Annotated in this window: 16 protein-coding genes; 6 read left to right on the top strand and 10 right to left on the bottom strand. The window is 59.9% G+C overall.

The genetic code is table 11. The features are described from left to right. The first annotated feature begins 124 nt into the window (after positions 1-124). Positions 125-1,564, top strand: coding sequence for a TolC family outer membrane protein (locus RYB09_RS04950; RefSeq protein WP_058399891.1), 1,440 nt, complete (start codon positions 125-127; stop codon positions 1,562-1,564). A 191-nt stretch (positions 1,565-1,755) separates the two neighbouring features. On the opposite strand, the gene waaA is transcribed toward RYB09_RS04950, so the two are convergent. Then, complete coding sequence (waaA, locus tag RYB09_RS04945; RefSeq protein WP_316887605.1) at positions 1,756-3,036, bottom strand: lipid IV(A) 3-deoxy-D-manno-octulosonic acid transferase; 1,281 nt, start codon at positions 3,034-3,036, stop codon at positions 1,756-1,758. A 69-nt stretch (positions 3,037-3,105) separates the two neighbouring features. Between waaA and RYB09_RS04940 the strand changes: the two genes are divergently transcribed. Genes RYB09_RS04940 through RYB09_RS04925 form a run of 4 tightly spaced genes read left to right on the top strand, consistent with a single transcriptional unit; the run spans position 3,106 to position 6,467 of the window. Beyond that, entirely contained in the window at positions 3,106-3,438 is a 333-nt protein-coding gene (locus tag RYB09_RS04940) for an SMR family transporter (protein WP_002551789.1), read from the top strand. 48 nt (positions 3,439-3,486) lie between these two features. Continuing rightward, positions 3,487-4,662 carry an NAD(P)/FAD-dependent oxidoreductase gene (locus RYB09_RS04935; protein WP_005778848.1) on the top strand — a complete coding sequence of 392 codons (1,176 nt, stop codon included), beginning with the start codon at positions 3,487-3,489 and terminating at the stop codon, positions 4,660-4,662. Then, positions 4,659-5,474 (top strand): aldo/keto reductase, encoded by an 816-nt coding sequence (locus tag RYB09_RS04930; protein ID WP_019742281.1) that lies wholly within the window; start codon positions 4,659-4,661, stop codon positions 5,472-5,474. The genes RYB09_RS04935 and RYB09_RS04930 overlap by 4 nt, the downstream gene beginning before the upstream one ends. Positions 5,475-5,510: 36 nt before the next feature. After that, positions 5,511-6,467, top strand: a complete 957-nt coding sequence (locus tag RYB09_RS04925; protein WP_002551786.1) for a hypothetical protein — start codon at positions 5,511-5,513, stop codon at positions 6,465-6,467. 47 nt (positions 6,468-6,514) lie between these two features. Here the strand turns inward: RYB09_RS04925 and hldE are convergent, their stop codons facing one another. Together hldE and msbA are read right to left on the bottom strand one after the other, a co-directional pair. Further along, the gene (gene hldE / locus RYB09_RS04920) at positions 6,515-7,939 is read right to left on the bottom strand and encodes a bifunctional D-glycero-beta-D-manno-heptose-7-phosphate kinase/D-glycero-beta-D-manno-heptose 1-phosphate adenylyltransferase HldE (RefSeq protein WP_058399886.1); all 1,425 of its coding nucleotides are present in this window, start codon (positions 7,937-7,939) and stop codon (positions 6,515-6,517) included. 127 nt (positions 7,940-8,066) lie between these two features. Next, positions 8,067-9,869, bottom strand: a complete 1,803-nt coding sequence (msbA, locus tag RYB09_RS04915) for a lipid A export permease/ATP-binding protein MsbA (RefSeq protein ID WP_316887604.1) — start codon at positions 9,867-9,869, stop codon at positions 8,067-8,069. 178 nt (positions 9,870-10,047) lie between these two features. Between msbA and RYB09_RS04910 the strand changes: the two genes are divergently transcribed. After that, the gene (locus tag RYB09_RS04910) at positions 10,048-10,686 is read left to right on the top strand and encodes a toluene tolerance protein (protein WP_038820444.1); all 639 of its coding nucleotides are present in this window, start codon (positions 10,048-10,050) and stop codon (positions 10,684-10,686) included. A 45-nt stretch (positions 10,687-10,731) separates the two neighbouring features. Here RYB09_RS04910 and RYB09_RS04905 read toward each other — a convergent pair whose 3' ends face one another. Genes RYB09_RS04905 through RYB09_RS04875 form a run of 7 tightly spaced genes read right to left on the bottom strand, consistent with a single transcriptional unit; the run spans position 10,732 to position 18,856 of the window. Continuing rightward, the gene (locus RYB09_RS04905; RefSeq protein ID WP_316887603.1) at positions 10,732-11,901 is read right to left on the bottom strand and encodes an O-antigen ligase domain-containing protein; all 1,170 of its coding nucleotides are present in this window, start codon (positions 11,899-11,901) and stop codon (positions 10,732-10,734) included. After that, positions 11,891-12,664, bottom strand: a complete 774-nt coding sequence (locus tag RYB09_RS04900) for a glycosyltransferase family 2 protein (protein ID WP_316887602.1) — start codon at positions 12,662-12,664, stop codon at positions 11,891-11,893. The genes RYB09_RS04905 and RYB09_RS04900 overlap by 11 nt, the downstream gene beginning before the upstream one ends. 31 nt (positions 12,665-12,695) lie before the next feature. Next, positions 12,696-13,652 (bottom strand): glycosyltransferase, encoded by a 957-nt coding sequence (locus tag RYB09_RS04895; protein ID WP_058407707.1) that lies wholly within the window; start codon positions 13,650-13,652, stop codon positions 12,696-12,698. Between the two features lie 30 nt (positions 13,653-13,682). Next, positions 13,683-15,092, bottom strand: a complete 1,410-nt coding sequence (locus RYB09_RS04890) for a PIG-L family deacetylase (protein WP_230017395.1) — start codon at positions 15,090-15,092, stop codon at positions 13,683-13,685. Then, positions 15,089-15,985: an antimicrobial resistance protein Mig-14 gene (locus RYB09_RS04885; RefSeq protein ID WP_122280671.1), complete on the bottom strand. Its 897-nt coding sequence runs from the start codon at positions 15,983-15,985 to the stop codon at positions 15,089-15,091. The genes RYB09_RS04890 and RYB09_RS04885 overlap by 4 nt, the downstream gene beginning before the upstream one ends. Continuing rightward, positions 15,985-17,115, bottom strand: coding sequence for a glycosyltransferase (locus RYB09_RS04880; protein WP_122259373.1), 1,131 nt, complete (start codon positions 17,113-17,115; stop codon positions 15,985-15,987). The genes RYB09_RS04885 and RYB09_RS04880 overlap by 1 nt, the downstream gene beginning before the upstream one ends. After that, complete coding sequence (locus tag RYB09_RS04875) at positions 17,099-18,856, bottom strand: carbamoyltransferase (protein ID WP_002551776.1); 1,758 nt, start codon at positions 18,854-18,856, stop codon at positions 17,099-17,101. The genes RYB09_RS04880 and RYB09_RS04875 overlap by 17 nt, the downstream gene beginning before the upstream one ends. Positions 18,857-18,896: the final 40 nt, after the last annotated feature.

Genomic DNA, 18,896 nt, shown 5'->3' with positions numbered 1-18,896 from the left:
ATTTGCACAGGGCTCGATAAATGGCGCAAATCGCCGATTGTTGCTAAAAGAGTCTGGCTCTACACTCGCTAACCCGGTTTCGCTTAAAACCGTGATTACTTTCTTCATGAACAGGGAATGCCTCATGCTGCGCAAACTTTCGTTGGTTGTGGCCGTTTCGTTTGCGTCCAGCGGCCTGACGTGGGCAGCCGATATGCCACTGCCGACCCAGACAGGTCTGCTGAATGTCTATCAGCAGGCGGTGGACAACAATGCCGACCTTGCGGCATCCCGCGCCGATTACGATGCCCGCAAGGAAGCCGTACCACAGGCCCGCGCCGGTTTGCTGCCGAACATTTCCGGCAGCGCACAAAGCAACAATACCCGCACCAGTATCGACCAGCCCAGAGCCGTGGCCACCCGCAGCGGTAACGTCTATCAAGCCACCCTGAGCCAGCCGATCTTCCGTGCCGACCGCTGGTTCCAGTTGCAGGCCGCCGAGGCGAGCAACGAGCAGGCGGCACTCGAGCTGTCGGCTACCGAGCAGAACCTGATCCTGCAAGCGGCACAAAGCTATTTCAGCGTGCTGCGCGCCCAGGACAATCTGGCCTCGACCAAAGCCGAGGAAGCAGCGTTCAAACGCCAGCTCGATCAGGCCAACGAGCGTTTCGATGTCGGCCTGTCGGACAAGACCGACGTGTTGCAGGCGCAGGCCAGCTACGACACCTCGCGCGCCAGCCGGATTCTCGCCAAGCGCCAGGTGGACGATGCGTTTCAGGCCCTGGTGACGCTGACCAATCGTGAATACAACTCCATCGAAGGCATCGTGCATACCTTGCCGGTGCTGGCGCCAACGCCAAACGATGCCAAGGCCTGGGTCGATACCGCAGCACAACAGAACCTCAACCTGCTGGCCAGTAACTACGCGGTCAACGCTGCCGAGGAAACCCTGCGCCAGCGCAAGGCCGGGCATGCCCCGACACTTGATGCCGTGGCGACTTATCAGCGTGGCGACAACGACGCACTGGGTTTCAGCAACCCTAACTACACCGGGCGCAATTATGGCGGCGACGTCGAGCAGCGCAGTATTGGTGTGCAGTTGAATATCCCGATCTACAGCGGTGGCCTGACCAGTTCACAGGTACGCGAAGCCTATGCGCGCCTGAGCCAGAGCGAGCAACGCCGTGAAAGCCTGCGTCGTCAGGTGGTGGAAAATACGCGCAACCTCCACCGTGCGGTGAATACCGATGTCGAGCAGGTGCAGGCCCGCAAACAGTCGATCATCTCCAACCAGAGCGCGCTGGAAGCCACTGAAATCGGTTATCAGGTGGGCACCCGCAACATTGTCGACGTGCTGGATGCGCAGCGCCAGTTGTATGCCTCGGTGCGTGACTACAACAACACGCGCTATGACTACATCCTCGACAACCTGCGCCTCAAGCAGGCGGCAGGCACCCTGAACCCGGGCGATCTGCAGGATCTTTCACGCTACCTGAAGGCTGATTACAACCCGGACAAGGACTTCCTTCCGCCCGACCTGGCAACCGCCGCGCAGAAGAACTTCGAGCGACCTGCAAAGCGCTGAGATTGCTGACCGATCTGGATGCTCTGCGCCCGACTTCAAGTCATGCAGCGCGACGCAGATTTGTGACGCGGAGCGTCACCCAAGGCATTCCCACGCTGGAGCGTGAGGAACGATAGGCGTCTGGACGAGCTCAACTATCGTGCCGACGCTCTGCGTCGGCATGCAGTTCTGGACGCTCCGCGTCCTCCGACTCAGCGCCTGCCCATCAACCGCCCGATCCCGTCGAGCAGGCGTTGCAGCGCGCCCTGATTGGCCTTCATCACAGCCAGCCCTGCATCGGCCATGCCGCGAGCCTGCTGTGGCTGGTCGAAAAGCCCCTGCACGGCGGCGGCCAGCGTGGTCGCATCGCTGACCTCTTGCAACGCACCGGCAGTGCGCAGCATGGCGGCAATCTCGAGGAAGTTGAACAGGTGCGGGCCGCTGAGTACCGGTTTGGCCAGCGCCGCAGGCTCCAACAGGTTGTGGCCGCCATTAGGCACCAGGCTGCCGCCCACAAAAGCGATATCCGCCAGCGCATAGAGAAACAGCAATTCGCCCATGGTATCGCCCATCAGCACTGAGACGTCCGGCGTGACAGCCTGCGCGGATGAGCGCCGAACCGTCGCAAAACCCTGCTGCTGACACAGCGCATGCACGCTGTCGAAACGCTCGGGATGACGCGGCACCAGGATCAGCAGCGCATCAGGATGGCTCGTCAATAACGTGCGATGAGCTGAAAGAACGCTTTCATCCTCGCCTGCATGGGTGCTGGCGGCGATCCATACCGGACGCTGCGTCGCCTGCCATTGCTCACGCAAGTGCGCGGCACGTTCCAGCAATTGCGGGTCAATACTCAGGTCGAACTTGATCGAGCCGGTCACCGCAACGCACTCGGGACGCGCGCCCAGATCACGAAAGCGCTGCGCCTCGACTTCTGTCTGCACCGCGAACCAGGCCATTTGCGCCAGCATCGGCCGGGCAAGCTTGGCAAAGCGTGCATAGCCCCTTGCCGAGCGCTCCGAAAGCCGCGCATTGGCGAGCACCACGGGGATCCCGCGCAGGGCGCATTGGTGGATGTGGTTGGGCCACAGCTCGGTTTCCATGATGATGCCCAGCCGGGGCTGCACATGATCGAGAAAACGCCCTGCCGCCCAAGGCAAGTCATACGGCAGGTAGCAATGCTGAATGCGCGGTTCGCTGGCGAACAGCGCCTTGATTCGTTCCGAACCTGTGGGCGTCATGCAAGTCACAGTGATCGGCAGTTGGGGGTATTGCAGCAGCAGCGCGCGAATCATCGGCGCGGCCGCGATGCTTTCGCCCACTGACACCGCATGCACCCAGATACCACCGCGCTGCATGGCAGGCAGGCCGCTGGCGAACCGCTCGCCGATGCGCTGGCGATACGACGGAGCCTTGCGCGCACGTAACCACAGGCGCAGGGCAACCAGTGGCAGGCCGAGATGAAACAGTAGGGTATAAAGGGTTCTATTCATGGGCGCGGAGTTTATCAGCCCGCCATCACAAGTCGCTAGAATGCGCAGCCTGACGAAAAGGAATGCACCATGAACGCTTATTATCTGCTGGCTATCGCCGTCTGCGCAGAAGTCATCGCCACTACTTCCATGAAAGCCGTGAAAGGGTTCAGCACTCCCCTGCCGCTGTTGCTGCTGATCACTGGTTATGCGATTGCATTCTGGATGCTGATTCTGGTGATGCGCACGATCCCGGTCGGCATCACCTACGCCATCTGGTCGGGCATGGGCATTGTCATGGTGAGCATTGCGGCGTTCTTCATCTACGGCCAGAAACTCGACCTGCCCGCGTTGTTGGGCATGGGCATGATTGTGGCTGGCGTAGCCGTCATCCAGCTGTTCTCGAAAACCGCCGGGCATTGAAAAGCCGATCCTTTATAATGCTCGTACTTTTTGCTCACTGAGGTGCTCATGCCATCGGTTATTTCCACTGACGTGCTGATTGTCGGGGCTGGCGTAGCCGGTCTATGGCTCAACGCCCGGTTGCGTCGTCAAGGGTTCTCGACAGTGCTGGTAGAAAGCGCCAGCCTGGGTGGCGGGCAAAGCCTCAAGTCTCAGGGGATCATCCACGGCGGTGCCAAGTACGCGCTGCACGGCGCGCTTTCCGGTGCCTCCGAGGCCATCGCCGATATGCCGCGCCGCTGGCGTGAAGCTCTCGATGGCAAAGGCGAGCTGGACCTGTCCGGTGTACGCCTGCTATCCGAGGCCCACTACTTGTGGTCGCCAGGCACCATCGCCGGCAATCTCACCAGCTTCTTCGCCAGCAAGGCGGTGCGCGGCCGTGTGGATCAGGTCAAGGGCGAGCAATTACCGCCCGCACTGCAAAACCCCAAATTCAAGGGCAAGGTCTATCGTCTCGCGGAACTGGTGGTCGATGTGCCGAGCCTGATCGAGCGACTCGCCGAGCTGGCCGGTGACAGCCTGCTGGCCGGTCAGAATGTTGAGCCGCTGTACGAGGGCGATGAGCTGATCGGGCTGCGCGTCGATGGGCGCGATATTCATGCCCAGCGCATCGTACTCAGTGCTGGCGGCGGCAATGCCGACCTGCTGAACGCGCTTGGCGTATCGCAACCGCAGATGCAGCGCCGCCCGTTGCACATGGTGCTGGTCAAGGGGCCGACCCTGAAGCCGCTGTTCGCTCACTGCCTGGGCGGCGGGCCCAAGCCGCGCATCACGGTCACCACCCACCCTGCGGCTGACGGCCAGTGTGTGTGGTATCTGGGCGGCGATCTGGCTGAGGCCGAGGGAGTGGCACGCGAGCCGGACGCGCAGATCGCCGTCGCCCGCAAGGAGCTTGAAGCCCTGCTGCCGTGGGTCGACCTGAGTCAGGCGCAATGGGCGACCCTGCGCGTGGACCGTGCCGAGCCTGCCCAGTCGGGGCTGGTGCGGCCAGACAACGCCTTTCTCGACAGCCAGCGTCGCCTGATGGTTGGCTGGCCGACCAAACTGGCACTGGCTCCGGACTTCGCTGACCGGGTTCTGTCGCAGCTTTCGAGAGATGGCATTCACCCAACACCGCAGTCACCGCTGGTTGATGTGCCACGGCCGCCGATGGCCATACCTGTCTGGGATGAGCTGCTGCCATGAGCCTGAAAACCCTGCACGACCTGCATCGCCCGCTCGGCAATAGCGGCCTGAGCGTATCGCCCCTTGGCCTGGGCACCGTCAAACTGGGCCGCGACCAGGGCGTCAAATACCCCAGCGGCTTCAAGATTCCCGATGACCAGCAGGCGCAGATGCTGCTGCGCATGGCCCGCGACATGGGCATCAACCTGATCGACACTGCCCCCGCCTATGGCACCAGCGAAGAACGGCTCGGGCCGTTGCTGCGCGGTCAGCGCCAGGACTGGGTGATTGTCAGCAAGGTCGGCGAAGAATTCGATAACGGCCAGTCGAGCCATGACTTCAGCGCTGAACACACCCGCAAATCGGTCGAGCGCAGCCTGAAACGTCTTGAAACCGATTTTCTCGATCTGGTGCTGGTGCATTCGGACGGCAATGATCTGGCGATTCTTAACGAGGCCGAGGTGTATCAGACGCTCGCCGACCTCAAGCGCGAAGGCAAGATTCGCGGCTTCGGCTTTTCCGGCAAGACAGTCGAAGGCGGTTTGCTGGCATTGCGCGAAGGTGATTGTGCGATGGTCACCTACAACCTCAACGAGCAAGGCGAGAAACCGGTGCTGGATTACGCTGCCGCCCATGGCAAAGGCATCCTGGTGAAGAAAGCACTGGCCAGTGGTCATGTCTGTCTGACGCCGGGCATGGACCCGGTGCAGGCCAGTTTCCAGCTACTGTTTGAACATCCGGCGGTTGCCAGTGCTATTGTCGGCACCATCAATCCGTTGCACCTGGCGCACAACGTTGCAACTGCCGCTGCCGTGATTTGCCGTCAAGCCTGATTGAGGCGGCCGACCCCAACGCAAGAAGGAGCCGTTATGCCGCGAACACTGATCCGCAAGAACCCCAGCAACTTCAAGACCCTGCCGCTGTTTGTCGAGGCCACGCCGGAAGGCCTGAGCTACCAGAGCATCGGCATGCCGATGAACTTCGCGCAAACCTTGCAGCGGCGGCGCAAGATCGACGTGCCGGACACCGAACGTTTCTCCACCGAGCTTGCCAATCTGGGGGTGTCCGTTCGCCTGACCGTGAGCTGGCAGAATCGCGATTACTGGGTGCTGGTTCGCCAGCGTCGCCAGGACCGTGGCGACGTCGTACTCAAGCTGATCTCGGGTTATGTGCCGGCCCACGAACTGACCCTGCCACTGCATACCGCCATTCAGGAAGTGGCCGAAGAGTGCATGATCGAAACGCCTCAGGGCTGGCTGAGTGGACTGTTCAAAGAGACCTGGCTGCCTGCGCCATATGCCGCTGCACTGCATTATCGCGAGGCCATGCCCTTTCGTCTGAGCCCGCTCTCCGGCGCAGCGCGGCCGGTGCGAAGCGGCAGCCTGACACTGCTGGAGCGCCCACGGGCTTATGTGCATTTACCCACCGCGTCCTTGCAGCTGATTTACGACATGCGTCTGGAAATCCCCAAGGAAGCGCGCCCGGTCAGCCTTTTCCATGTCGATGAAGTGTTGGAAAACGATCAACTGGTCGCCCGCCTTAACCGCAGCAAACCCGACCTGTACCTGATGCCGCTGGAAAATGGAGTGCCGCTGCCCGAGCTGTACACGCTCAAGCGCGACAAACTGATCCCGGCTGGCACCCGAGGGCTGTACCTGGCCGAAAGTTTTGCCGCGCAGGATGGCTGGATCGTGCGTGAGGAACGAATTCGCTGGAAGGACTGGCTACGCCAGCAGGGCATGGCCCCACCGGCGAAGAAGTCAGGACTGAAACGCCTGACCGGAAAAGCTCGGGAGCTGCTGCACGCCATGAGCGGCAAGCTGTGAGCCTCAAGCCTTTTGATTTGCCTTGGCTTGTAGCCTGCGGCTGAAAACTACGCCTGCCCGCGAATCTTCTCGACAATTGCCGTAGTCGAGCTGTTTTCCACCAGCCCCAACACACGCACATCGCCACCGTACGCCTGGACGATATCGGCACCGACCACCTGATCGACGCCGTAATCACCGCCTTTGACCAGCACGTCCGGCTTGACGTGACTCAGCAGATTTTCAGGAGTGCCTTCGGGGAAGCTGATCACCCAGTCCACTGCACCCAAGCCTGCCAGCACGGCCATACGCCGGTCGACGCTGTTGATCGGACGGCCCGGCCCTTTCAGACGGCTGACAGACGCGTCATCGTTGACGGCCACGATCAGACGATCACCCAGCGCCCGCGCCTGCTCCAGGTAGGTCACATGACCGGCGTGAAGAATGTCGAAGCAGCCATTGGTGAAGACGATTTTTTCCTTGTGCGCGCGCGCATCATCGACCGCCAGCAACAGTTGCTCCAGCCCCAGCACGCCGCGTTCGGAACCTTCTTCGCGCTGAATGGCGCGGCGCAGTTCCGGGGCGCTGATGGCTGCAGTACCCAGCTTGCCGACCACAATGCCTGCTGCCAGATTAGCCAGCGCCACCGCATGCGGCAGTTCCTCGCCCGCAGCAATCGCTGCCGCGAGAGTGGAAATTACCGTGTCACCGGCGCCGGTCACATCGAACACTTCGCGAGCACGGGCCGGCAGGTGCAGCGCCTGCTGATCAGGACGCAGCAGGGTCATGCCGTGTTCACCGCGGGTCACCAGCAGAGCGCCCAGGTCAAGCTCCTGCATCAACTGCGCACCTTTGGTGACCAGCTGTGCCTCGTCTTCACAATGCCCGACGATGGCTTCGAATTCACTGAGGTTCGGCGTAATCAGGCTGGCACCGCGATAGATCGTGAAATCCTTGCCCTTGGGATCAGCCAACACCGCTATACCGCGCTTGCGGGCGGCCTGAATCAGCGCCTGATGGTTTTTCAGTGCACCCTTGCCGTAATCGGACAGGACCAGCACCTTGATGCCATCGAGCAGGCTGTAGACCTCTGCACTCAGTGCCAGCGGGTCAGTGTTGAACGGTTCTTCGAAGTCGATACGCAGTAACTGCTGATGGCGACTCATGACGCGCAACTTGACGATGGTCGGCTGATCGGCAATGCGCTGAAAACGCGCCAGCACACCCGCTGCTTTCAGGCTGTTGGTCAGACTTTCTGCGGCCTCGTCGTCACCCGTCACACCGACCAGCGAAGCCGGTGCACCCAGCGCAGCGATGTTCAAGGCCACGTTGGCAGCGCCGCCCGGACGGTCTTCGATCTGATCGACCTTGACCACAGGCACCGGCGCCTCAGGGGAAATACGCGAGGTACCACCATGCCAGTATCTGTCGAGCATGACATCGCCAACCACCAGGACAGGGGCCTGATCAAAGCGCGGCATGTATAGCTTCATGGAACAACCCGTACTTGAAAAATGGACAGGGGCGGAATCTTAGCACAGGGGTTTATAACCGACAGGCTGTTGAATCACACCGCCCGAAGGCAGGCAGGCCACAGGGGCCCGCCCGGTGAGAGTGAGGTCAGACTGCGCCGACAGGTGACGGCTCGTCCAGCCCCATGGCATGCAGACGGGCGTAATAGCCGTTCTGTGCCAACAGCTCGGCATGCGTGCCGCGCTCGACGATGTGCCCGGCGTCCATGACCAGAATCATGTCAGCCTTTTCGATGGTCGAAAGGCGGTGAGCGATAACCAGCGTGGTACGGCCCTTCATGACGTGATCCAGCGCCGCCTGGATGTGGCGTTCGGACTCGGTGTCCAGCGCCGACGTGGCTTCGTCGAGGATAAGCAGCGGTGCGTTTTTAAGCAGTGCGCGAGCAATGGCCAGACGCTGCCGTTGACCACCGGACAGCAGCACGCCGTTTTCGCCCACCTGAGTATCGAACCCCTGCGGCAACTGGTCGATGAACTCTTTGGCGTAGGCATCGGCGGCGGCCGCTTCGATGTCGGCACGCGGGGCACCTGCCAGATCACCATAGGCAATGTTGTTGGCGATCGTGTCGTTGAACAGCGTGACGTTCTGGTTGACCTGGGCGATGTGCTTGCGCAGGTTGCGCAAACGGTAGTCGTTGATTTCGACGCCATCGAGCAGGATGTTGCCCATCTCGTGCCCGTAAAAACGCGGTATCAGGTTGGCCAGGGTCGATTTACCGCTGCCGGACCGGCCTACCAGCGCGATCATCTGCCCAGGCGCTGCGGAGAAACTGATGTCGTTCAACACCTGACGCTCGGTCTGCGGGTAGAAGAAGCTGAGGTTCTTCACCTCAAGGTGGCCGGTCACGCGATCACGCTCGATGGTGCCGGTATCGACTTCTTCTTCCACGTCCAGTTGTTCGAAGATGCTCTCGGCACCGGCGACGCCTTTCTGGATCGTCGAACTGACTTCCGACAACTGGCGAATCGGCTTGGGCAGCAGACCGGCCGCAGTGATGTAGGCAACCAGATCGCCCGCGGTGGCATCGCCTCGCAGGAACAGCACCAGAAACATCAGCACCGCCATGGCGCTGTAGATCACCAGTTGCAGCATCGGCGTGTAGATGGCACCGGTTTTGGTCATGCGCAGTTGTTTGCGTGTGTTGCTGTCACTGGCCTGAGCGAAGCGGTTCTGTTCGTAGGACTCGCCACCGAAGCTGCGTACCACGCGATAGCCCTGAATAGTTTCCGAGGCAACGTGCGTTACGTCGCCCATCGCTACCTGAATCTTCTTGCTCTGCTTGCGGAATTTCTTGCTCGCACTGCCTACCATGACGGCAATCAGCGGCAGGATGGCGAGCATGACCAGGGTCAGCTTCCAGTTCATCATCAACAGATAGATGAACAGGAACACCACAGTCAGACCTTCACGAATCACCACTTTGATGGCATCGGTGGCGGCACCGGTGACCATCGTGACGTTGAACGTGATACGCGAAATCAAGTGGCCGGAGTTGGTCGTATCGAAGTAACGATTGGGCAGTACCAGCAGCTTGTTGAACAGCTCCACCCGCAGGTCATGGACCAGGCCGAGAGACACCTTGGCCAGAAAGTAGTTACCCAGGAAAGAGCCAAGCCCCTGCCATGCGGCGATCAGAACGATCAGCAACGGCACTGCCTGCAACAGTTGCAGCTCGCGCAGATAAGGCACATTGGGGAACAGCACGGCTTCAGGGTTGGTCAGGCCATCGACGAAGTATTTGAGGATGCCGGCAAGCATCGGCTGGGTCGAGGCGAAGATCACGAAACCAATGATGCTGAGCAGGAAGATGCCCACATACGGACGCACATAAGACAACAGACGGAAATAGATTTTCACGCTGGAAGTCGAGGACGATTCGGAGGTTGTCATGAGAATCCGTCGTATTAAAAAGAGACCGAATTGTATCACAGCGGTTTTCGAGGCTGCCTGCTGCGGTAACATAGGCGGCTCGTCCATTCCCTGAGGTTTCTGATTGCTGCTTGAAACCGGCAAAGCAGGCTTCTGTATGACGACCAGTAGCCCTTGGGGCGTAAAAACCGGAGTATCGATGCAAGCGTTTGACCACGCCCATTACCTTGATCTGGTTCAAGGTGCCGAAGTGCTTGAAGCCGATGGCACGGGCGACAAAGTACTACGTCTGCGTGACGGCTCCATGTTGAAATTGTTTCGACGCAAACGCCTTGTCAGCTCGGCAGCCTGGTATCCCTATGCCCAACGCTTCGCAGACAACTGTGAAACGCTGATCAAACGCGGCATTCCCTGCCCGCGCATACGCTCGGTAAGCCGCATCGCCGAAATCGAGCGCGATGCAGTGCATTATGATCCGCTGGCAGGCTTCACCCTGCGCCAGCTATTGGGCAGTGCGGTGGCCGACGACAAGCTGCGCAGGCAACTGGGAAGCTTCATTGCCCACCTGCATGAAAAGGGCATCTACTTTCGCTCGGCCCATCTGGGCAACGTTATCCTCACACCGGAAGGCACCCTCGGCCTGATCGACATTGCCGACATGAAAACCTACCGCCGCGCATTGCGTAAAAGCCTGCGTCTGCGCAACTTCAAGCACATGTTGCGCTATCAGGAAGATCGCCAATGGCTGCTGGACAACGGCAACCCGGCGTTTCTGGATGGCTACATGAGCGCTCAGAGCCTGTGCGACACCAGCGAACTGGTTCAGGCTATTCAGTAACGCTTTCACAAAAAATGGCCGCTTTCGAAGCGGCCATTTTTTATCTTACTGCAGCTGCCGGAGCCGATGCGCCTGCACAATACGGCCCAGCACCATCGTTGCCGGTAACAACACCAGCACCCAGAGCTCATCCGGGTTACCGACCAGTTGGCCGCCGTCGAAGTTAAGCATGACCAGCGCGCACAGCAGGTAGAGACCCCAGGCATCGCCGTTGCGCAAGGCGTTCCACAGCGTCATCGCCATCACAACCAGAAACATCACCAGCGAAGCGGCACCGGTGTACAGGCCCAGCGACACGAAAATATTGTGCGGGTGCTGGATCGGTATGCCGCCCGTCAGGGTCTGGGTCGTGTAGAAATCGACACCACAGCCGAGCACCCAGCCGCAGCGACGCCATTCACCGGTCATGATTTCAAACAGCTCGATGCGGTAGGAATCCCCTCTGACCATCAGCAGGGCGACCCACTGTTCATCCTTGACGAACCAGAAGGCTGCCGCCGCAACGACGCCCAGCGCCAACAAGGCGACTATCGTGCGCAATGGAAAACGGTACAGCGCATAGGCGCTGCAGACGGCGAACAGAACCGCGCAACCCACCAGCGCGGTGCGGGTCTGGACGACAAAGGCCGTTAACACCAGAGTAACAAGAACAGCACACACCGCTTCAATCCAGCGCCGTTCTCTGGCCCATAGCGGCAGTGCCAGGGCGAGGCTGCAAACCAGCCAGGCGCTGGTGTAAATCACATTCTCCATACGTGCCGGAAGAATGGCCACACGCTGACCGAACTCGAATTTTCCGGTCACCCAGCTATAAATGCTGCCGAGCAGGATGTACAGGCAGATGGCCCAGAACATGCCTCGCACGAACAAACCGCGCCGGAAGAAACCGTTTTCCGTAATCCCGGCCACGACAAAGACAAACAGGCTGACGTAGACAATGTGCTTGTAATACTGGAACTCCTGCGCTTGCAGCGCCGGCACCAGAAAGCACGCCATGAATACAGCCCAGGCTATGCCCAGCGGTTCTGCAAACACCCCGGCGCCGCGGTACTTGATCAAGAAGAACAAGCCCGGCAAGGCGGTGAGTGCGTAAAACAGATTGTTGGTGATCTTGGCTGACGGGTTAAGAATAAAGCTCAGCAGAAAGACAACAATCGCTACGGTGAAATACGTCTGTACTTTGCTACTGGGGATTTTGATTCGGTCAACTGACATTATTGAGCAACCAACCTGTTACCAGACCAGCGAGCACAGCGATGATCAGCTTGACGCGATCACGACGCTTGCGACGCTGTTTGTCGAGCCGCTCCTGCGGCACCACCACATGCTCACCGAACCCGGTGTGCAATACGGCATCATTTTCCAGGATCAGAGCGTAACGGTTTTGCGCGGCAAATAATTGTGAAAGTTTCTTCTCGCCACCATGCCCGGCATACGGCGCATGCTGCTGGTAATCAGCCAGACGGCGCAGCCCGGGATTGAAGGAAAACCCCTGCCACTCCGGCTTGTGCGAACCCAGTTTGTAAAACGGGATACCTTCGACCACTTCACGCTCGTCCAAATAGACATAGGGGCTGTGAATACGCAGATCATGATTGTAGCTGCGCAACCAGACTTGCAATGCCTGAGGATCGTGCTTGAGCAGCGTCATTGATTCTTCAATGAAGTGCGGGCGGTAGAAATCCCAGTCATCCTCGCAATGGAAAACCCAGGATGTCTCGACCAACGAATAGGCCGCATCAACAGAGCGCATCTGCCCCAGCTTGGGGTTGTTGATAATGAAACGTGTATGCGGGCGCCAGTGTTCGGGAATGCAGGCCTGAACCTGAGCATCACCCGAATCTTCGGTAATCAGCACATGGCGTATGGGCGCGGTATTGAAACGGTCGAACGTTTCCAGGGTGCTCTTCAACAAGTCGAATCGACCACAACTGGTGACGACCAGCGTAATGTCGCTGTTTTCGCTGAATACCATCATTCGTTCCCAATCATTGAATATTCATAATTCCTTACCATCCCAAGCGTGACCGAAGGCGATCGAGCCAGCTCATCGCCGGCATACTGCGCAACGGCGAATGCATTGCGTCCACGATGGCTTTTCCAAGGGCATGGAATGTAAAGCGTTCTTCGACCAAAGTCTGCCCATTACAGGATATTTCGCTGGCCAGAGCGGTGTTTTCGCGCAACTTCGCCAGCTTTTCACGAAGCTGGGGAATGTCGCGATAGAGCACGATGTTGTGCATGTCGACAAAGCCCAGCGCGCGGTTTTCTTCAGCGCCCTGGTCGAAGGCCAGCAGCACGCAACCGCAGGCCATGGCCTCGAAATTCTTGATCATGTACTCGCCCATGCCGACATCGGCACTGACGAAAAAGCGGATGCGGTTCAGGGTGTCGCAATACTCTTCCCCGGACTTGGTACGCGTGACGAGCAGATTCTCGACCTGCCCCAACTCATCCAGCAGCGCCTTGCGGCCGCTGTAGGCCACACTGTTGGTGCTGCCAACGAAGGCCAGTTCGATGTCACGTTCACGCGCCTGCAATTGCAACAGGCTCTGGTCATAGCCCTTGGGCACGAAAACCGCGTCGAAGCCTTCCTGGCGCAGACGCTCGCTGACCATGAACCCCGAGCAGATCACCCGCGCCCAAGGCAGCTTGCGATAGTGCGCACTGAACTTGCCGGTGTATTTGCAAGGAATGTAGTTCTGGTAGGCATCGTGTTCGAGGATGACCAGATTGGGGATCGTGCGGATGAACCCGACCTGACGCACTTCCTGCTTGAAGCGCAGGAAAAACACGATCCGGTCATAACGGCTGACGTCCACCTCGCGGCGGAAATAGCCACGCAGGTTGCGCTGCTCCCCGGAACTCAGCCAGCGCACGTCGCATTCGCAGTGTGCCGCGATGCCGTCATAGAGACGGTCCAGAATCGCACGCTGCTCTTTCTGGACCAGAAGTAGAACTTTCATGGATTTCCTTGCAGTACTGCGCCTGCTGAATCAGATGTCACGGCTGCGCCAGAACAACTCGTGTCGTCGCACAGCTTTGCGGAAGAATTCGTTTTCGCCTTCGGCCGGCCAGTGGCGACCGGCCAGAACGCGCTGCAACGCACGGCGTACACGGCGTTTGAAAGGCATCGGCGGCAACAGGTCATGCATCATACCCAGCGCCATCGCCTTGTCGCGTTGGGCCGCAACCGATAAGTGCAGGCTGTACGGCACCAGCGGCAGACTGGCATCGAATACCGGCGGCAGGCTGATGCCACTGTAGGCATCGCCCATTGGCCAGCGGTCGTTGTCGTGCAAGTGGTTGGCGTAACCGAGCACCACGTCCGGCTGCCATTCAAGACCGGCCAACGCTTCACGCACGGCTGCCTGGGCACAGATATGGTCAGGATGCGGATCGATGGCCGGGTGCGGCATGACAATAACCTGCGGCCTGGCCTTGAGGACCAGTGCGCGCAGGTCGGCGAGCAGATTATTCCAGGTCGGCTGGCCGTCATCGCCGGGCAATGGAAGCGTATTGAACTGGCGAAACAACCGCGTATCGGTCAGGTCCGCCTCACGCGAGGCGACCGGCGTATCCGGCGCGGCCTGCATGGCGGGTAACTGCAGGCAGAAATAACCCAACTGCACACAGTGCGACTCAGGCACACCACCCCAACGGGCGACGGCGATGCTGTCCCAGGCGCGCAAGCGGCCTTTCATGCGCGCAGCTTCGGCGCGCTGCATGCCCATCTGGCGATAATGTTCGGCCTCGATCTCGCCAGCAGTCAGCGTCACAATCCAGGCTTCCTCGGCCTGGCTGTAAAGCCCGAACGCGGCGAGTTCGGCATCGTCGGCATGCGGTGCGATGACCATGACCCGCTGCTTTCGCGCATCCGGCTGACGAAACAGCCAGAGGCGCGGTGTACCGGCAAGACGACAGAAACGCCCGCGCAGTTGCAGGGCACCCGCGGCCAGCGGCTCGCCAAGCCCGGTCAGGTTCAGATAACGCACGCCGCAGACGCCACGCTCGAAGGCCTGCCGGTCACTCAAGGCTTGCCCCTGCAGTTCCACGACCGGGTCGAGAAAACGTCCCAGCCAGGTACTTTTTACGGTCAGTGCCAGTATCAATGTTTCGTCGCCGGTCAGTTGCACGGCGGGGTCGATCAGCAACGTGCCTCCGTCGAGGCGGACGCCCGGCACTTCGCTGTCGGCTGCAAAGTTGTACTGATAGTCGTCAGACGGCGAATAGAACAGATGATCGGCAAACCAGGCCTCATGAGCGACCCAGGCACACACGGCCAGCAGCGGCGCCAGCCACCAGGCCACCAGCACGCCGACCGCGATCAACAGGAACAGACCACCCAGCAACGCCAGCCGCTTGTTACGGCGATGGCGCTTGAGCAACTGTTGCTTGCGACTCAAATCTGGAACACCGGAACGGGGTTGCACCATCGGTCCTTGTACTCGCGGTCGGCACGACCAAAGGAAAAACGCAGTGATTTGCCCAAGGCTCGGGCGTCCTCCCAGGCAGACTGGGTGTTGACAAAGCTCAGCACACTACCGGGGCTGAAATCACGGGTTTCGGGGTCAACACCACCGTTGACGTATTCGATGCTGACCCACTGCGGCGCTTCGACGCGATACACCAGTTGAATGGCAATTGGCGCATCGTTGAGGAAAACCACCGAACCGATCAACAGATCACGCAGCAACTCGATGACTTCGGCCTTGTGCCGGGCACCGGTGGCCTCGAAGCCCCAGCGACGCTGAAACAGATCGCAATACATGCTCGCCAGCTCGGCGCTGCTGAACTCGCTGACAGGTCTTACCGTACCGCCAGCTTCCTCCAGCAAGCGAAGTTCACGACGCTGGTTGTAACGAAATTTCTTGGACAGTTCTTCAGGCGTACGCGCCATCGCCAGCGATTCGGTTTGCGGCCTGAAGGTGCTGATGCGGCCCTCGTTGAGCGCAGACACATAGCGGGCACGATGGCGGACCGGCACCTGAATATCATCGGCCACCGGTAAAATCAGTTCGGCGTTGCCCAGGTCGAACAGGCCTTTCTTGCCGTGACGCTTGAGTTCGTCCTTGGACAGCGCCAGCGAACGCCCCCAAGTGGCAATCGCTGCCTTTACTTCGCCGCCCTGCTCCCAGGCCAGATAACGCACAGCGATACCGGAAAACGCCGACAGGCGCGCAACGACCAGCGGATGAGTGGCTACGCTGCCACCCAACCGTTGCCATGCCTGCTCGTAAGCAGCCGCGTCGATCTGCACCCAGCCACGCTCGCGCCAGCCTTTGAATCGATTGAGCATCAGGCCCCCGCCGTCAGGCTGGAGACTTGCGGCAGCCGCCAGAAGACATCGCGCACAGCATGATCGGAAAAGCGTTCGCGCAAACGCAGCAGCATGCGTTCGGCGCAGTCCTGACGCTGCTCGGCGTCAAGACCGGCCATGTGTACCAGGCCGTGCGCAAGGCTGTGAACATCCCCCAGCGGGAACAGCAGACCCACGTCTTCGACCACTTCCTTCGCGCCGCCGCAGGACGTTGCAACCAATGGCACACCAGCCACCATCGCCTCCAGCAGGACCATGCCGAACGGCTCGTGGTCAGAGCTCAGGGCGAATACATCGAACGCCTTGAAGTAGCGGCGTGCGTCAGGCACCTGCCCAAGAAACAGCACGTGCGGACCAATGCCCAGCTCCAGCGCAAGCGCCTTGAGGTTTTCTTCCAGGCGGCCCTTGCCGAGAATCACCAACTGGCTGTTCTCGGGAAGATTGGGCAGAGCCTCGGCAAAGCCGCGCAACAGCGTGGCCTGATCCTTGTCCGGATGCAGGCGACCGACGTTGGCGACGATCCACGCTGAGGCAGACAGGCCCAGCTCTGCGCGGGCATCTTCAGCGGAAAACTGACTGCCCTGCAGTTGTTCGACATCAATGCGGTTGTACAAAGTCTGAATGCGCTCGGCCGGCCACTTGGGCAGGCTGTTGCGCATGTCGTCACGCACCGCGTCGGAAACGCCGAGCAGGCTCAGGCGCTTGCGAAACAGGTTGGCGAACAGCTTGCGACTGCGCCGGTGATAATCGCCGAACGCATGATGCACACCGATCACCTGCAGCTTCGTCGCCAACAGAGCGATATACACCGGTTTGAAGCGATGCGCGATGCAGAAGCTGAAAGAGCGCGTTGCGGCAATTTTGCGCAGGTCACGGATGGCACCCAGCTTCAGGCCGCGAATGGCACTGGAGCTGTATTCCATGAACAGTACTTCGTCCGAGCCGCAGTCGGCGACCACATCGGGGTCGGCGGCGCCGGTCAGAAACACCGTCGTCACCCGATAGCCCTTGCCGGCAAACAGGCTGGCGTATTGCCGTGCGCAGTCCAGAAACGGCCCGTCATAGCCGTGACAGAACTGCAGCACGTGACGTTCAGCCGAGCGTGTCATAAGCCTCGACACCCTCTTTGACCACCAGGATGTCTTCCATGATCAGGTACTCGAGGTCCGAGCCGAAGAACATGTTCAGCGCATCGGTCGGCGAGCAGATCATCGGTTCGCCACGGCGGTTGAGCGAGGTGTTCAGGGAAACGCCATTGCCGGTCAGTTCTTCCAGCGCCTTCATCATGTCGTAGTAGCGCGGGTTGTATTCGCGCTTGAGCACCTGGGCACGGGAAGTGCCGTCTTCATGGACAACTTCCGGAACACGGGTTTTCCACTCTTCGGCCACTTCGAAGGTGAAGGTCATGAACGGTGCCGGGTGATCGATCTTGATCATCTGCGGCGCGACGGTGTCGAGCATCGACGGGCAGAAAGGCCTCCAGCGCTCGCGGAACTTGATCTGATGGTTGATACGGTCGGCTACCCCGGTAACGCTCGGGCAACCGATGATCGAGCGACCACCCAGCGCACGCGGACCGAACTCCATGCGTCCCTGGAACCAGGCAACCGGGTTGCCCTTGACCATGATTTCGGCAATCCGCTGTGGCGTATTGTCGATCTGACGCCAGACCGGCTTGCTCGGGTGACGGGCACAGGCCGCGATCACGTCTTCGTTGCTGTACGCCGGGCCAAGGTAGACGTGTTCCATCTTCTCGACCGGCACACCGCGAGCGTGGGACACATAAGCCGCGGCACCGACCGCCGTACCGGCATCGCCGGACGCAGGCTGCACGAACAGTTCCTTGACTTCAGGACGGGCAATGATCCGCTGGTTGAGTTTGACGTTCAGCGCACAGCCACCGGCGAAAGCGATCTTGCCGGTCTCCTTGAGGATGTCACCCAGGTAGTGATCCATCATCTGCAACGCGAGCTTTTCGAACAGTGCCTGCATGCTCGCGGCATAGTGAATGTAGGGCTCGTCGGCTACGTCGCCAACGCGTTTCGGGCCGAGCCACTCGATCAGCTTCGGCGAGAAGTAGAAGCCCTTGCCGTTCTCTTTGTAGCGACGCAGGCCAATGACGTTGGCCAGCTCGGTATTGATGATCAGCTCGCCGTTCTCGAACGTGGCCAGACGCGAAAAATCATACTTGCTGGCATCGCCGTACGGTGCCATGCCCATCACCTTGAATTCGCCGTCGAGCATCTCGAAACCGAGGAATTCGGTGATAGCGCCATACAGGCCGCCCAGCGAGTCCGGATCGAAGAATTCCTTGATCTTGTGGATCTTGCCGTTTTCGCCATAGCCGAAGAAGGTCGTGGCGTACTCACCTTTGCCGTCGATGCCCATGATCGCGGTTTTCTCGGTGAAACCGGAACAGTGGTAGGCGCTGGAGGCGTGAGCCAGATGGTGCTCGACCGGCTCGATCTTGATCTTTTTCGGATCGAAGCCCAGTTGCTCGAGGCACCAGACAATCTTGTTGCGGTAGCGCTTGTAACGGCGGTTGCCCATCAGCAGCGCGTCGAGGGCGCGATCAGGGGCGTACCAGTAGCGCTTGGCGTAATGCCAGCGCGCCTTGCCAAACAGGCTGATCGGGGCGAACGGAATCGCAACCACGTCGACGTCCGAAGGCTTGATGCCTGCCTGTTCCAGACAGAACTTCGCCGACTCGTAGGGCATGCGGTTCTTCGCGTGTTTGTCACGAACGAAGCGCTCTTCTTCGGCCGCTGCTATCAGCTTGCCGTCGATATAAAGCGCTGCGGAAGGATCATGGCTAAGGGCGCCGGACAGGCCAAGGATCGTCAATGCCACTAGGGTCTAGCCTCTTTAGTCTGCATGCAGGCGCATCGCG

This window comes from Pseudomonas syringae group sp. J254-4 (genome assembly GCF_032586855.1).
Classification (GTDB): Bacteria; Pseudomonadota; Gammaproteobacteria; order Pseudomonadales; family Pseudomonadaceae; genus Aquipseudomonas; species Aquipseudomonas amygdali.
Note: the sequence above shows the minus strand (reverse complement) of the source record. Positions and strands in the feature narration are given on the sequence as shown.

Excerpts from the sequence above, each read along its gene's own strand:
- RYB09_RS04935 (WP_005778848.1), top strand. The coding sequence starts at position 3,487 with ATGCCATCGGTTATTTCCACTGACGTGCTGATTGTCGGGGCTGGCGTA.
- RYB09_RS04895 (WP_058407707.1), bottom strand. The coding sequence starts at position 13,652 with ATGAAAGTTCTACTTCTGGTCCAGAAAGAGCAGCGTGCGATTCTGGAC.
- RYB09_RS04940 (WP_002551789.1), top strand. The coding sequence starts at position 3,106 with ATGAACGCTTATTATCTGCTGGCTATCGCCGTCTGCGCAGAAGTCATC.
- RYB09_RS04880 (WP_122259373.1), bottom strand. The coding sequence starts at position 17,115 with ATGACACGCTCGGCTGAACGTCACGTGCTGCAGTTCTGTCACGGCTAT.
- RYB09_RS04885 (WP_122280671.1), bottom strand. The coding sequence starts at position 15,985 with ATGCTCAATCGATTCAAAGGCTGGCGCGAGCGTGGCTGGGTGCAGATC.
- RYB09_RS04925 (WP_002551786.1), top strand. The coding sequence starts at position 5,511 with ATGCCGCGAACACTGATCCGCAAGAACCCCAGCAACTTCAAGACCCTG.
- msbA (WP_316887604.1), bottom strand. The coding sequence starts at position 9,869 with ATGACAACCTCCGAATCGTCCTCGACTTCCAGCGTGAAAATCTATTTC.
- RYB09_RS04910 (WP_038820444.1), top strand. The coding sequence starts at position 10,048 with ATGCAAGCGTTTGACCACGCCCATTACCTTGATCTGGTTCAAGGTGCC.
- RYB09_RS04900 (WP_316887602.1), bottom strand. The coding sequence starts at position 12,664 with ATGATGGTATTCAGCGAAAACAGCGACATTACGCTGGTCGTCACCAGT.
- RYB09_RS04930 (WP_019742281.1), top strand. The coding sequence starts at position 4,659 with ATGAGCCTGAAAACCCTGCACGACCTGCATCGCCCGCTCGGCAATAGC.
- hldE (WP_058399886.1), bottom strand. The coding sequence starts at position 7,939 with ATGAAGCTATACATGCCGCGCTTTGATCAGGCCCCTGTCCTGGTGGTT.
- waaA (WP_316887605.1), bottom strand. The coding sequence starts at position 3,036 with ATGAATAGAACCCTTTATACCCTACTGTTTCATCTCGGCCTGCCACTG.
- RYB09_RS04905 (WP_316887603.1), bottom strand. The coding sequence starts at position 11,901 with ATGTCAGTTGACCGAATCAAAATCCCCAGTAGCAAAGTACAGACGTAT.
- RYB09_RS04950 (WP_058399891.1), top strand. The coding sequence starts at position 125 with ATGCTGCGCAAACTTTCGTTGGTTGTGGCCGTTTCGTTTGCGTCCAGC.